This is a genomic window from Acinetobacter sp. ANC 4973 (assembly GCF_002135275.1).
In the GTDB taxonomy this organism is placed as follows: Bacteria; Pseudomonadota; Gammaproteobacteria; order Pseudomonadales; family Moraxellaceae; genus Acinetobacter; species Acinetobacter kyonggiensis.
The window spans coordinates 42,076-57,000 of sequence record NZ_NEGM01000008.1; the positions used below are offsets into that span (position 1 = coordinate 42,076).

General features: G+C 40.2%; 14 protein-coding genes. 4 read left to right on the plus strand and 10 right to left on the minus strand.

Annotated elements, in window-relative coordinates:
- The first annotated feature begins 43 nt into the window (after positions 1-43).
- A complete protein-coding gene (locus B9T30_RS16360) occupies positions 44-457 on the plus strand; it encodes a TM2 domain-containing protein (protein ID WP_092692230.1) in 414 nt (137 codons plus the stop codon).
- Between the two features lie 54 nt (positions 458-511).
- Here the strand turns inward: B9T30_RS16360 and B9T30_RS11190 are convergent, their stop codons facing one another.
- From B9T30_RS11190 to B9T30_RS11215, 6 genes are all read right to left on the minus strand, one after another.
- Entirely contained in the window at positions 512-1,117 is a 606-nt protein-coding gene (locus B9T30_RS11190) for a DUF805 domain-containing protein (RefSeq protein ID WP_086185060.1), read from the minus strand.
- Between the two features lie 349 nt (positions 1,118-1,466).
- Positions 1,467-2,558 carry an alkene reductase gene (locus tag B9T30_RS11195; protein WP_086185061.1) on the minus strand — a complete coding sequence of 364 codons (1,092 nt, stop codon included), beginning with the start codon at positions 2,556-2,558 and terminating at the stop codon, positions 1,467-1,469.
- 69 nt (positions 2,559-2,627) lie between these two features.
- Entirely contained in the window at positions 2,628-3,164 is a 537-nt protein-coding gene (locus B9T30_RS11200; protein WP_086185062.1) for a PaaI family thioesterase, read from the minus strand.
- Between the two features lie 68 nt (positions 3,165-3,232).
- Complete coding sequence (locus B9T30_RS11205; RefSeq protein WP_086185063.1) at positions 3,233-4,240, minus strand: aldo/keto reductase; 1,008 nt, start codon at positions 4,238-4,240, stop codon at positions 3,233-3,235.
- Between the two features lie 16 nt (positions 4,241-4,256).
- The gene (locus tag B9T30_RS11210) at positions 4,257-5,255 is read right to left on the minus strand and encodes an NADP-dependent oxidoreductase (RefSeq protein WP_086185064.1); all 999 of its coding nucleotides are present in this window, start codon (positions 5,253-5,255) and stop codon (positions 4,257-4,259) included.
- A gap of 56 nt (positions 5,256-5,311) precedes the next feature.
- Positions 5,312-6,115: an oxidoreductase gene (locus tag B9T30_RS11215; protein WP_086185065.1), complete on the minus strand. Its 804-nt coding sequence runs from the start codon at positions 6,113-6,115 to the stop codon at positions 5,312-5,314.
- Positions 6,116-6,467: 352 nt separating this feature from the next.
- Here B9T30_RS11215 and B9T30_RS11220 point away from each other — a divergent pair, with 352 nt between their 5' ends.
- The 3 genes from B9T30_RS11220 to B9T30_RS11230 are packed head-to-tail and all read left to right on the plus strand — an operon-like array spanning position 6,468 to position 8,688.
- Positions 6,468-7,343, plus strand: a complete 876-nt coding sequence (locus B9T30_RS11220) for an alpha/beta fold hydrolase (RefSeq protein WP_227518971.1) — start codon at positions 6,468-6,470, stop codon at positions 7,341-7,343.
- A 40-nt stretch (positions 7,344-7,383) separates the two neighbouring features.
- Complete coding sequence (locus B9T30_RS11225; RefSeq protein ID WP_086185067.1) at positions 7,384-8,247, plus strand: alpha/beta fold hydrolase; 864 nt, start codon at positions 7,384-7,386, stop codon at positions 8,245-8,247.
- A gap of 54 nt (positions 8,248-8,301) precedes the next feature.
- On the plus strand, positions 8,302-8,688 hold the full coding sequence (locus tag B9T30_RS11230; RefSeq protein WP_086185068.1) for a helicase: 387 nt from the start codon (positions 8,302-8,304) through the stop codon (positions 8,686-8,688).
- 451 nt (positions 8,689-9,139) lie between these two features.
- On the opposite strand, the gene B9T30_RS11235 is transcribed toward B9T30_RS11230, so the two are convergent.
- The 4 genes from B9T30_RS11235 to B9T30_RS11250 form a co-directional block, all read right to left on the minus strand.
- Positions 9,140-9,580 carry a winged helix-turn-helix transcriptional regulator gene (locus B9T30_RS11235; protein WP_086185069.1) on the minus strand — a complete coding sequence of 147 codons (441 nt, stop codon included), beginning with the start codon at positions 9,578-9,580 and terminating at the stop codon, positions 9,140-9,142.
- Between the two features lie 645 nt (positions 9,581-10,225).
- Positions 10,226-11,509 (minus strand): ribonucleotide-diphosphate reductase subunit beta, encoded by a 1,284-nt coding sequence (locus B9T30_RS11240; RefSeq protein WP_086185070.1) that lies wholly within the window; start codon positions 11,507-11,509, stop codon positions 10,226-10,228.
- Between the two features lie 140 nt (positions 11,510-11,649).
- The gene (locus tag B9T30_RS11245) at positions 11,650-11,778 is read right to left on the minus strand and encodes a preprotein translocase subunit YajC (protein ID WP_086185071.1); all 129 of its coding nucleotides are present in this window, start codon (positions 11,776-11,778) and stop codon (positions 11,650-11,652) included.
- Between the two features lie 144 nt (positions 11,779-11,922).
- Positions 11,923-14,757, minus strand: a complete 2,835-nt coding sequence (locus B9T30_RS11250; protein WP_086185072.1) for a ribonucleoside-diphosphate reductase subunit alpha — start codon at positions 14,755-14,757, stop codon at positions 11,923-11,925.
- Positions 14,758-14,925: the final 168 nt, after the last annotated feature.

A 14,925-nucleotide genomic window follows, 5' to 3' on the forward strand; every position in this document is an offset into this window, starting at 1 on the left:
GATAAAATAAATAAGTCATTGATAAAAAATAATTAGGTTAAAAATGAAAGGGCAAATATTAGATTATTCTGTTCAGAATAATGCGGGTTTTATTAGTGGCGATGACCAGAGACGTTATTCCTTTACAGGTGCAGAGTGGCGAGGGCAAACCGTTCCGAGCCGTGGTCAGATTGTTGATTTTGAAATAGATCCATCAGGGCAGGCACTGAATGTTTATGTTCTTAGCCATCCTTCAGCATTTTCTGGGCAAGTGGGTTCAAAAAATCGAATTGTTGCCGCAATTTTGGCATTCTTTTTAGGTAGTTTTGGTGTACATAAATTTTATTTAGGTCAAATTGGCTGGGGTATTGCTTATTTACTTTTCTGCTGGACTTTTATTCCTGCATTGGTTGCTTTTATTGAATTCATTATTTATTTATGTACTTCAGATGAAGATTTTGCACGTAAATATGGCTAGTCTATTTAAAATAGAGGGTTTTGAAAGCCCTCTATTTTTATGATTGAACAATGCCTATTTTGCAGGTTGTCCCCATTGATTACTTTCTGGTTTGGTATTGGATGCCCACCAAATAATGAGTGGAATAATACCAATAATAGTCAACGCCAATAATTGCCACCAGCCAGAGCGACCAACGTCATGTAGACGACGTGCCCCGACAGCTAAGCTTGGTAAGAATAATGCTAGATTTAAGACGCCATTCAGAATTTTGTCTGTACCAAGTATTGCATCAATGATTTGTACGATGATGCCTAAAATAATAGACACTAACATAAAGAACCAAAATTCTTTACGACGCGCACGTCCATCAAAAGTGACATAATTTTTTAAACATTTCACAAACCAATCAAGCATGTTGAATTGTTCTTCAGCTTTATTTTGATCAGAAATTTTGTCTAATTGACTAGATAGATTCTGTACAGGGTTGCTGTGACCGAGTGCTGTAAAAATTTGAATCGCGTTACCAGTATTGTCGACATCAAAATCCACACGATCACCACGAGCGGGTGGGCGTTGTCCACGCCATTCTGCACCCGTAAAATTGTAGCGGTTTTGATCATCACCACTGATAATGCCTGTGTTGGTCTGAATTGAAAAATCTAAAATATTTCCTTTCATTTTAACCTCTATGATTTTATGTTTATTAAGTTATAAATTTAGTGTTGTTATTCAACTTTATAATAGCAGAACAGCTTATAATTTAAACAAAATATTTGTTCTTAAGTTGCTGTATTTCTATTGTTTTTTATAATATTTTTATCTTTAAATTAAAAAATATCGTATGGTGCAAAATTTCGAAAAAAAACGTATGAATTTTAATTTTTTATTTCTATAAATCAGTGGTTTGTATTAATTGAAAACTGCAAAAATGACATAAAAAATGGCTTTTTCGATTTCTACTTGGTTGATTAAAGCGTTGTTATAGCTGAATGCTATTGCACACATTCAGCTAAGTTTAAGCAACAGTTTATTTTGATTGAGCTTGATAACTTGGATAGTCGGTATAACCTTCCGCACCGCCACCATACAAGGTTGCTGGGTTTAATTCAGTCAATGGTAATCCCTGTTTTAAACGCTCGACCAAATCAGGGTTGCTGATGAATGGTTTGCCAAAAGCAAAAAGGTCAGCTTCATTAGATTGTAGATGAGCATTTGCAAGTTCTAAATCGTAGCCATTATTGGCCAAATACGTCTGTTCAAAACGGCTGCGGATAGCAGAATAATCGAAGGGTGCAATATCACGAGGTCCACCTGTAGCACCTTCAATAACATGCAAATAGACGATGCCCAACTTGTTGAGCTGTTCAGTAATATAATTGTACTGCGGTTGAGGGTCGCTACAGCTTATGCCATTGGCTGGAGATACAGGCGAGATGCGTATACCCGTGCATTCAGCACCAATTTCGTTGGCTACAGCTTCAACAACTTCAAGTAATAAACGAGCTCGATTTTCAATAGAGCCACCATACAGATCGGTTCGTTGGTTGGCACCATCTTTTATAAATTGTTCCAGTAAATATCCATTTGCAGCATGGATTTCAACACCGTCAAATCCAGCAATAATAGCATTAGCTGCCGCTTGGCGAAAATCTGACACAATGGCTGGAATTTCATGTAATTCCAATGCTCTTGGTTCGGACACTTCAGTAAAAGTATTATTTACAAAAGTCTTTGTGTCTGCTCGAATCGCGGAGGGTGCAACAGGGCTAGCCCCATTGGGTTGCAAATCAACATGGGAAATTCGTCCCACATGCCATAATTGAACAAAGATTTTTCCGCCTTTGGCATGTACGGCATCTGTTACTTTTCGCCAAGCATCAATTTGTTCAGACGTGTATAGCCCTGGTGTATCTTGATACCCTTGAGCTTGTGGTGAAATTTGTGTTGCTTCAGAAATAATAAGTCCTGCGGTCGCACGCTGAGCATAATAATTAGCAGCGAATTCACTGGGGATAAGTCCTTTTCCTGCGCGGTTACGTGTCAGCGGAGCCATTACAATACGGTTGGCGAGTTCAATATTGCCCAATTTATAAGGACTGAAAAGATTTTTATCTGTCATGTTGCACCTCGATCTGATCATGGTTGTTAAATAAAAATAAGTTATTTAAAAAATCATTAAGATAGCTTCTTACATCTGTGTTGGAACATCAAAAATAAGACATGTGGTGGTCGCATGTGCATATAATTTTCCATCAGGCCCTACGATTCGCCCTTCAGCCGTTGCTGTTTGACGGCCGACATGGACAATTTTGCCTTCTGCACGAACGAGAGGCGTTGCAACTGTCAGTGCTCGTACCATATTCACTTTGAGTTCGAGGGTTGTATAAGCCTTTCCAGCAGGGAGTGTGGTATGAATGGCGCATGCCACAGCAGAATCAAGTAGAGTACAAAACCAACCCCCATGCACCGTTCCTAATGGATTGTAATGTTTGCGCTGAGGCCGACCCTGAAAAATAGCAATCCCATATTCCATATGTACAGGAATATAGTCGAGTGTTTCTCCAATTGGCGGTGAAGGCAGTTCGCCAGAAAAAATAGCATCAAAAACGTCCAGTCCTGAACGCTTGGTTAATTCAGATAAATGTACAGCATCAGGAGTTCCTAAACGCAGACGAATTTCCCGCTCAGTTTCTTCCCATTGTGCAATAACATCTATTATTTCCATGTTCAATATCCTGATTGTATAGTGCTTAAATTTGAGTTTTTTGCTTAAAAAATTGAGTGAGTCGTTATTTAGGCGATAATAATTCGGTGTTTAGCATCCCTGTGTAGCACAGCTATTTGGTTTTGATCTGAAGCTGAAATTTGACTGATAGAATCTAATAACTGAATTTGGTCTGGTGACAATACAACATCGATTGCATGTAAATTGCTTTCTAGTTGCTGTAAAGATTTTGGCCCGATCAGCGGAATGGTTCCATGTGTACCCGCCCAAGCAATTGCCACCTGATCGGCTGAGACATTCAGTTCACTCGCGATTGTAAGCACGGTATCTAAAATTGCTGTGCGCTGGATGGAGTTTTCTGGCTGAAAAACTTTACCGCCAAAACCCTCTTTACGTCCTTTTTCACCCTTGCGATATTTACCTGTGAGCATTCCGCCACCTAAAGGTGACCATGTCACCATCCCAAGCCCCAGTGCTTGAGATGCTGGAATTAAATCTGTTTCAGGTTCCCTATAGAGCAAACTATGCTGGAATTGTGCTGCGGCAATAGGCACCGTATTTTTAAGTTCAGCGAGTGTCGCAGCACGAGATACTCGCCATGCTGGAAAATTTGACAGTCCTGCATAGAGAATTTTTCCCGCACGTGCCAAATCCTCTAAACCTCTTAAAATTTCTTCGCTGGGTGTAACATGATCGGGGTGGTGTACCCAGTAAAGATCAATATAATCCGTTTTTAATCGACGCAAACTTTGCTCGACAGAATAAAACATGGCTTTTCGACTATTGCCTTTATGCAGTTGATTTGCATCGGGTACAGCACTATTGGAAAATTTTGTAGCTAATATGACTTGATCACGAATGCCTTGTAATAAGTCACCCAAAATTTGCTCAGATTGACCAAATTGATAAACATCGGCTGTGTCAATGAAATTGCCACCTGCATTTAGATATGCATCCAGTATTAATTTCGCCTCTTCAGGTGAAGCGCCATAACCCCAGCCTGTACCGAAGTTTCCTGTACCCAATGCAACTTGTGAAACATGTAAACCCGTTTGACCAAACAATTGATAGTTCATTGATTCATCTCCAATATTATTCTGTAATTTTTAAAATGACTTTACCTTTAGCTCGCCCTGTATTGACGTATTGGAGTGCTTCTTTTATTTGTGAAAAATCATAAATTTTATCGACTATTGGATTTATTTTCCCAGCTTCAACCAGCTGAGAAATTTTCGATAGCTGTTGACCATTGGGCTGCATAAACAGAAATGAATAAGTAATGCCACGTTTTTTTGCTTTATGCCGAATTGAGCAACTTAAAAGGGGAATAATCCGTTTAAGTAATCCGTTGGCTTTGATTGTCTCAGTAAAATTTCGGTCAGGTGGCCCTGAAATGCTGATCATACGACCACCACGTTTAAGAACATTCAGTGATTTCTCTAAAATTTTTCCACCTTGCGTATCTAGAACCACGTCATAATCTTTAAGTTCTTGCTCAAAATCTGTAGTTTTATAGTCAATAATAATGTCTGCACCTAATGCTTTGACCCAATGCGTATTTTTACTGCTTGTGGTGGTTGCGACAGTTGCGCCTAAATGCTTGGCAAGCTGAATAGCAATTGATCCAACACCACCTGAACCGGCATGAATCAGTACTTTTTGTCCTGCTTGAACTTTTGCAATTTCGACCAGTGCTTGCCATGCTGTCAACGATACCAGCGGTAAAGAAGCTGCGAGTTCCATAGAAATATTTTGAGGTTTCAGCGCAAGAGAGGATTGCTGGATGACAGTATATTCGGCAAAAGCACCATTTAGATCTGTCTTAGCATACACTTCATCACCGACTTTGAACTGAGTAACATTTGAACCAACTTGAGCAACTGTACCTGCAAAATCATTGCCTAAAATAAAAGGGAATTTAACGGGCAGAATTGCTTTGAATTCACCCTCTAAAACTCTTAAATCGAGTGGGTTAATACTTGCGGCATGGACTTTAACAAGGACAGCATTTTCTGTAACAGATGGTTTGGATTGTTCATCTAGTTGTACATCATTAATATTGCCATAGCGTTTAATGTAGGCTGCTTTCATTTGAGACCTCTATTTTGTCGGATTTTATTTTAATGTTTTACAGGTTGTGATCTGGATTAAACTTTCAAACTGCGCTGAATTAATTTGTCAAAGATCTTCACAGGTGCAAATCGTCGTAAATTCTTCAAACGCTTGGCTATCTTGCCTGTGGTATAGCGCGGCAAAATGTGTTGACTATTTATGACCGCTAAAATGGTATTGGCAACCACACGCGGATCATCTGATTTATTGATTGACTTCATCATCTGCTGCTGCAACTTCTCACGAATTTGCTGGTAAGCCGCAACTTTGGCATCTGCTTCAAGTAAGTTCACCCCTAAAGAGGTATTGGTATACGCGGGTTCAATAAGCGATACGCGAATGCCTTGCGATCTTAATTCATGGTCTAAAGACTCAGAATAACCCTCAAGTGCATGTTTTGATGCAGAATAAAGTGCGCCAAAAGGCATGGGTAAAAGCCCGAGAATTGAACTGATATTTAAGATGAGCCCTGAACGCTGCTGCCGCATAAAAGGAATCACTGCACGGGTCATTCTGACGGCACCGAAAAAATTGGTTTCAAAAATAGCCTGCGCTTGCTGCATTGAACTTTCTTCAGCGCCTGCTGGAGCAAGTGCAAAGCCAGCATTATTAATTAAAACATCGATTCGACCTTCATTTTCTATCACTTTTTTAACGGCCTGAGAGACTGAGTCCTCTTGATCTACATCTAATTCAATTAGGTGGAATTTATATTTCGAAGCCATGTTTGCACGTCGGCTCGTACCATAAACAATAAATCCTGCTTCATGTAAAAGCTCTGCCGTAGCGAAACCTATACCAGAAGATGCACCTGTAATCAGAACCACTTTAGCCGTCATATCATGTTTCCTACTTGTCGTTTGCAGGTAATTGAGTAATCAATTTCACCTCGATTTTTTTATCATAATCTAAAAATAAAATAGTTACTACTAAAAAGATAGTGACTATTTGAAATTATTGTTGTACTGTAAATATTAATTCGATAGTAACTAGCTGTTGCCATTGACGATATCGTGTTAACCGACTCAAGATATGAATGATTCAATACATTTAAGGTTCTTATTTTGAGGATAATGGTTCAGGCATACAGCTTACTTTAGGACATTAATCATGCGTGATTTACTCAAAAAAAGTCTTATCTTCATGATGTTAACTATGTCTAGTTCAATCTATGCAGATATAAATGCAGGCATGATCCAGAACTCAGGAGCAACGGTAATGACAGAAAAACAATATCAATGGGTAAATGTCCCGACCCAATTTATCTCAGCAAAGGGGATTCACTTCGCATATCGAGAATATGGTCAGCAACATGGTGGAACACCTGTCATTTTCTTAAATCATTTAGCTGCTGTGCTAGATAATTGGGATCCGCGAATCATTGATGGCATTGCAGCGAAACATCATGTGGTCATTTTTGATAATCGCGGAGTGGGGGCTTCTACAGGTGAAGCTGCAAAATCAATTGAGCAAATGGCAGATGATGCAATTACTTTCATTGAAGCGAAAGGATTCAAAAAAGTCGATTTGTTCGGCTTTTCAATGGGTGGCATGATTTCACAGGAGATTGTGCTAAAACAGCCACAATTGATTCGTAAAATGATTTTATCGGGAACTGGCCCCGCAGGTGGTACAGGAATCAGCACAGTAGGACGAATTTCCAATTGGGATTTGGTACGAGGTATGGTGACTCGTCAAGATCCTAAAGTTTATTTGTTCTTTACCCGTACAGACAACGGCAAAGCTGCTGCGAAAGCATTTGTTCAGCGTATTAGTGAACGAACTGAAAATCGCGATAAAGAAATTACGATTTCAGCATACCATTCACAATTACAAGCTTTGAAGAAGTGGGGCAATAAGACACCCGCTGATTTATCTATCATTCAACAGCCTGTCTTGGTTGCGAATGGTGATTATGACCGCATGGTTCCAACCGTAAATACTTATGACTTAGCCAAGCGTTTGCCGAATAGCACACTGATTATTTATCCAGATGCAGGTCATGGTGGCGTTTTTCAGTTTCATCAAGATTTCGTCAAGCAATCACTCACTTTCTTGGCTCAATAACTTTGAGATGAATTAGAAACTTGAACACAGGATAATCAAGATGACAACGATTACACATCAAACAGCCGAAACGCAGTTCATTGAAGTCAATGGGGCAACATTTGCTTATCGTCGCTGGGGAAATCAAAATACACAGCAACCCCCTTTATTTTTTCTGCAACATTTCCGTGGAGGCTTAGATCATTGGGATCCGTTAATTACCGATGGGTTGGCGGCAGGGCGCGAAGTCATTTTATTGAATGGTCGTGGCATTGCATCATCTACAGGTCAACCACGTACTCGCATTGAAGCTATGGCAGATGATGCTGCCGCGGTGATTCAAGCATTAGGTTTAAAACAAGTAGATCTACTAGGCTTCTCACTCGGAGGATTTCAGGCACAGGATTTAGTCCGTCGTCATCCTGAGCTGGTCAGAAAATTAATGCTCTTGGGTACAGGGCCAAGAGGCGGAAAACCGCGTGTTGATGATCCAGAAGTACCTGCTTTGGTCTTGAAGCATGCAACCAGTGCTGTACCTACTGAAGAAGATTTTCTTTTTCTATTTTTTGGTCGATCAGAAGCAGCAATCCAAGCAGGCCATGAATTTTGGCTACGTCGCCATCAACGCAAAGATCAAGACCCAGCAAGCTCAGTTGATGTGATGCAGGCGCAGATTGAAGCCAATATGCATTTTTTACCGAAGCTGGATGAACAAGATCCATTTGCACATTTACGTGCAATTAAGCAGCCAACGTTTATCCTAAATGGTGTAGATGATGTGATGATTCCGACGATTAATGCCTATCACATGGCACTCAACATCCCCAATGCACAGCTGTTTATTTATCCCGATGCAGGACATGGGGCGCAGTTTCAATACCCTGAACGGTTTGTGAAACATGCAATACAGTTTTTGGATGAGTAACTCATTTGAATCCGCAAAGTGCTTTGTTTATAAATTATTAAGCTGAGAAATAAAATGATGAAATTTAAACTCTTACTTTGGATGTTGACTAAGTTATTGCAACGGGCTGTGAAAACCAATCCGAAATGTGCCGCATACGTGAAAGATAAAAATGTCATATTCCAAATCCAAACGACAGGTGGCGAAGGGCGTTATTTTGAAGTTAAAAATGGCAAGATTAACTCGTATGCAGGACAGACTAAATCACCCAGTTTTACCTTTATCTTTAAGACGGGCAGCAAAGGTTTTGCCGTGTTATCTGCTAAAGATAGTGTGAATACATTTTTAACTGCATTGAGAACACAGGATCTTGTGATTACAGGAAATTTTGTTGATGTGATGTGGTTTCAAAGTTTAGTGGACTTTATTCAGCCCCACGCTAAGCCATCTTTAACGATGTGAGACAAACAATGCTTTCTCTGTAATTAAAATACACTTTCTGAATCAGCCTTTAATTTTGCCGAATGGTGCTGTGATTCCAAAATCGTTTGGCTAAGGCGACAACCCGTGCAACTTGAGTTACGTATTCAAACAATACAACCGAAAAACATATGCGGTTGTATTTGCGTTGGGTTAGTTAAAGTATTGACATGTACTTATCAGCCTGACGTAGCTAAAGCACCACAAAAAGCTTCTACTGTAATGCGTGAAGCTTTTTTTAGATTTTGCAGAAAAGGTTAGAAGTCATGTAAACACCTTTGCTGCTCATAGGTGGTTTTTGCAGTGTAGAGGGCATTTATCAAATCAGTTTCACGAAGTGGCTGAGCATTTATGCTACACAACGGACTTGAACAAAATCATGAGTTATTCAGGCTAGATTTAGTATAAAAAGCAATCTTCTTGAGTGTTTTATTTATTTGTTTTGTTGACGAATTGGTCGGGTGCCTATTTGGGCTCCTGTCATTTGATCAATCACAACTGGTTTAATTTCAGTGCCTTGCTCTGCATCAAGAAACGTGACCATTTGCTCAGGATGTTCATAAGGTTTGTGCTTACGTCCCCATGCACCAATCACAAATAAAACAGGTAAAAAGTCCTTACCCGCTTGAGTTAACAAATATTCCTCGCGTGGTGGGTGTTCAGAGTATTGTCTTTTTTCAAGCAGACCTTCATCAACTAAAACAGACAACCGTTTTGTTAGCATTGTGGGAGCAATGCCAAGACTTTTACGAAACTGATCAAAACGGGTGAAACCCGCATGTGCATCTCTTAATATCAACATGCTCCAAGCATCGCCCAAGACTGAAAGGCTTCTCGCGATTGGACAGACTTCAAGATTGGTTGGTTTAGTCATGATTGATTTCTATAGACGTAAAATAGTAAATACTAATATGATAGTAACATGGTGGAGCATTTTTTCAAAGATTGTCTTTTGTTGTTGTAAGATGCAAGAGTGGGGTGATGTAATATTCTTGGTATGAGTTTTTTATGAAAAGTTGTGGATAGCATTATGCGAATCTAAGAACCATTTTCTTCTGAAAAATAATATTTTCTTATTTTAAAGTCATCCGATTTTATTTAACTGCCCTAAATAAATGGCACTTATAACACTGTGGCTGACTCAATTTGTCATGCGTGAATTTTCCATATTTAAATATGGGCGGGTTTCTGCATCTGTGAAGAATTTTTTTTGATTCTAATGATAGAGGTAAGTTTTTTCTTGGAAATTAATTTTCATAAGCATAAATCAACAATCGCTAGAATCCTGTCTTACCCAATATTGAGTAAATCAATTTGAAGCTATGTTTGTTATTTTTAATGTTTCTTGAATAGAAATATAATCTGTACTGCTACATAATTATTTTAAAGAAAAAATAGAATTTTTTATGATCTGATAATTTTTTAAAGCTTTTAAGAGATTAAAAAAGGTCACCTAACGCTAGGTGACCTTTTTTATTATAAGGAAATTTTAATGGTCATTTACCGGAAAATCGTTAAATTACCAGCTTAACGCACCACCCGTTTGGTAGTCTGTTACGCGAGTTTCAAAGAAATTTTTCTCTTTACGTAAGTCCATCATTTCAGACATCCACTGGAATGGATTGTTCACACCAGCAAATTGTTCAGGCAGACCCAGTTGTGCTAAACGACGGTTTGCAATGAACTTCAAGTATTCTTCCATCATGGCAGCATTCATACCCAATACACCACGTGGCATGGTGTCACGTGCATATTCAATTTCTAGCATGGTTCCTTCAAGAATCATTTGAATGATTTCTTCTTGGAATTCTGCTGTCCAAAGGGCTGGGTTTTCATTCTTGATTTGGTTAATCATGTCGATACCAAAGTTCAAGTGCATCGACTCATCACGTAAGATGTATTGGAATTGCTCAGCAACACCATTCATTTTATTACGACGACCCATCGACAAAATTTGGCTGAAACCACAGTAGAAGAAAATTCCTTCAAGTACGCAGTAGAATGCGATCAAGTTGCGAAGCAAGATTTGATCATTTTCAGGTGTACCCGTTTTGAATGTAGGATCACATAAAGATTGTGTGTACTTTAGGCCCCAAGCTGCTTTACGTGCTACTGATGGTACTTCACGATACATGTTGAAGACTTCGCCTTCATCCATACCTAAAGATTCGATACAGTATTGGTAAGCATGGGTATGAATAGCTTCTTCAAATGCTTGACGTAAAATGTATTGGCGGCATTCAGGGTTAGTAATATGACGGTAAATCGCCAATACCAAGTTGTTTGCAACCAATGAATCGGCAGTTGAGAAGAAACCAAGTGAGCGCATCACAATGGTACGTTCATCTTCAGTTAAGCCATTTTCAGACTTCCAAAGAGCGATGTCGTGGTTCATGTTAACTTCTTGTGGCATCCAGTGGTTTGCACAACCATCTAGATATTTCTGCCAAGCCCATTCGTATTTGAATGGTACAAGCTGGTTCAAATCCGCACGACAGTTGATCATGGCTTTATCATCAACTTGTACACGCTGCGCACCCATTTCAAGCTCTTCTAAACCCGGTGCAACATCGAGTGTCTCTAAGGCAGCAGATGCTCTTGCCAGTGAATCGGTTGAATGTTTTGTTCCACCTTTACGGGCTGTAGCGGGTTGTGCAGTTGCCACATCCGACGATGTGTTGTGTGCATCAGATACCATCTGCGTATTAACCGCTTTTTGCGAGTCGATGGACGCAGACTTGTGTTCAGGTGCAGCCGGTTTTTGCGAATCATCTTCGAAATCGTCCCAACTTAGGATAGACATATCAATTCTCTCTTCGTTGCTTATATCTGTTTTCGGACATCTCACAAACGAAGATGTCTACTATACGCTTATTCTGTGTAAGCAAAATCAAGTTTTGTCGATGAGTGCTCTTGTTTTGTTCATAAAGAGCAATATCCCCATTACTTATTTTGCTTACGCTGTTGCTTACGGATGGCTAAAAATGCATAGACCATTGGTACATAAAAGACAATAAAGGCAAAGACCAGCACTGCGAGTCCTAACATGTAGTTATGAGTCATATGTTGCATGGTCTTTTCCTTTATTTATATTTTTTAGTCCTCCCCCTTGCGCAGCAATGCTGCTCACCTTTAAAAAGGAGGGACTTCTTCGAATTCAAATGACTTCTTGGAAGTCCGCCTTTGAAAAAGGGGGGATTCTAGAAACTCACCAAATTATTGACAAGCTTCACAATCAGGATTGTCAATTGAACATGCAAGTGGTACTGGTGCCGCTTGAGCAAAATCATCTTCAGTCACTGCTTCAGGTTTTTTCGCAACTTCGGCAACAGGTGCGCTAGTTACGACAGGAGCGCCCATGTTTGATTTAACTGCGTTCAATGCACCCGTGTTAATGGTTGATTTTTCAGCAGAAGTTGCGCCTAAAGCTCGGAGGTAATAGGTGGTTTTAAGACCACGTAACCATGCCATTTTATAGGTCATGTCTAATTTTTTACCGTTTGCACCCGAGATATAAAGATTAAGCGATTGTGCTTGATCGATCCATTTTTGACGACGTGATGCCGCATCCACAATCCAACGTGGCTCAACTTCAAATGCAGTCGCGAAGATGGCTTTAAGCTCTTCAGGAATACGCGCAATTTTTTGAACAGAACCTTCGAAATGTTTCAGGTCATTAACCATCACAGAATCCCAAAGACCACGATCTTTTAACGCACGTACTAAGTACGGGTTAATCACTGTGAATTCGCCAGAAAGGTTAGATTTCACATAAAGATTTTGGAATGTTGGTTCGATTGATTGTGAAACACCACAAATGTTGGAAATGGTTGCCGTTGGTGCAATTGCCATCACATTCGAGTTACGCATACCGTCTTTTTGAACTTTGTTACGTAAAGTGTCCCAATCTAAACGTTGTGTACGATCCACTTCGAACATACGTTCTGGGCGTGATTTCGCAACCAAGTCTAAAGAGTCGATTGGCAAGATACCTTGATCCCAAAGTGATCCTTTAAATGTCTCATAGGTACCACGTTCAACAGCCAAATCACTAGAAGTTGTAATTGCGTAGTAGCTAATCACTTCCATTGATTCATCGGCAAACTCAACTGCGGCATCAGAACCATACGCCAAGTTCATTTCATATAGTGCATCTTGGAAGCCCATGATGCCCATACCGACTGGACGGTGTTTCAAGTTTGAAGTACGTGCTTGAGGAACAGCGTAGTAGTTGATGTCAATCACGTTGTCGAGCATGCGAACCGCAGTTTTTACTGTGCGAGCAAGTTTCTCACGGTCAAGTACACCACCTTTAACGTGTTGCACAAGATTGATTGAACCTAAATTACACACCGCAATTTCATCTTCATTGGTGTTTAACGTAATTTCTGTACACAAGTTAGATGAATGTACGACACCCACGTGTTGTTGTGGTGAGCGTAAGTTACATACGTCTTTGAATGTGATCCACGGGTGACCCGTTTCAAACAACATCGACAGCATTTTGCGCCACAAATCTTTTGCACGAATGACTTTGTGCAACATGTTGGTTTCTTTTGCAATGCCTTCATAGTAAGCATAGCGTTCAGCAAATTCTACGCCCATCAAATCATGAAGATCTGGGGTTTCAGAAGGTGTGAACAACGTCCATTCAGCATCTTCAAATACACGTTGCATGAACAAGTCTGGAACCCAGTTTGCTGTGTTCATGTCATGGGTACGACGACGGTCATCACCCGTGTTTTTACGCAGTTCTAGGAATTCTTCAATGTCCAAATGCCAAGTTTCAAGGTAAGCACACACGGCACCTTTACGTTTACCACCTTGGTTAACCGCAACAGCAGTATCGTTGGCCACTTTTAGGAATGGCACAACACCTTGTGATTTACCGTTTGTCCCTTTGATGTATGAGTTCAAGGCACGAACTGGTGTCCAGTCATTGCCCAAACCGCCTGCCCATTTAGACAACATTGCGTTATCACGCATTGCGCCATAAATGTTGTACAGGTCATCACCAATGGTGGTTAAGTAACAGCTCGACAACTGTGGACGTAAAGTCCCCGAGTTGAATAGGGTCGGTGTAGATGCCATATAGTCGAAGCTAGACAATAAGTTATAGAACTCAATCGCACGATCTTCACGGTTTTCTTCATTTAGCGTTAAACCCATTGATACGCGCATGAAGAACAATTGTGGTAGTTCAAAACGCACGCCATCTGAATGGATAAAGTAACGGTCAAATAAAGTTTGTAGACCTAAGTAAGTGAATTGGTTTGAACGTTCTGGTTGAATCGCTGTGGCCAATTTAACAAGGTCAAAGTTCAGGAGTTCAGGCGATAAAAGATCAAGCTCAATCCCTTTCTTTAAGAAGGTTTCTAAAGCCGCATTTTCTAAAGTATCTGTAGATAGACCTAAAAACTCTAAACCTGTAGCAACCAAGTTGTCACGTAGTAAACGTGCGGTTACATAGGTGTAGTTTGGTTCTTGTTCAATACGGGTACGTGTCGCCATCATCATGGTGGTTGAGATGTCAGACTCTTTTACGCCGTTATATAGGTTCTTAATGGTTTCATCGATGATCGCTTGAACATCAATGCCTTCTAAGCCTTCAGCTGCTTTTTCTATATGTGCTTTTAGCGCACCTAGGTCAAGAGGTTGAAGTTGACCATTTGCAGCAGTCACTTGTAACGTCGGGTGATGATGTGCACCCATTTGTTTGCGCGCTTCAGAACGCTGCTCACGGTAGATGACATACGCACGGGCAACTTTCTGTTCGCCTGTACGCATAAGCGCTAGCTCAACTTGATCTTGAACTTCTTCAATGTGAATGGTGCCGCCTGATGGCAAACGACGGTTAAACGTATTCATGACCATTTCAGTCAATTGTTCTATACGATCATGAATACGGCTTGAATCAGCGCTTTGTTGACCTTCTACAGCCAAAAATGCTTTACCGATCGCGACAGAAATTTTTTCTGCATCAAAAGCGGCAACATCACCGGTGCGTTTAATCACCTGAAGTTGACCAGGGATTGAAGTGATTATGCTCATGTTGGCATAGCTCCATTGTCATCTATTGTTATGTGTGTGAACCATTTGAACTGGACGATAAATCGTCTCAGTGTTTGAGGATTAAACACAAGAACTAGTGGTTTAAAATCGAATTGAACACAAGATACGGGAAAATTCAGGGTAGATCAATATTGACATTTTAGTAAA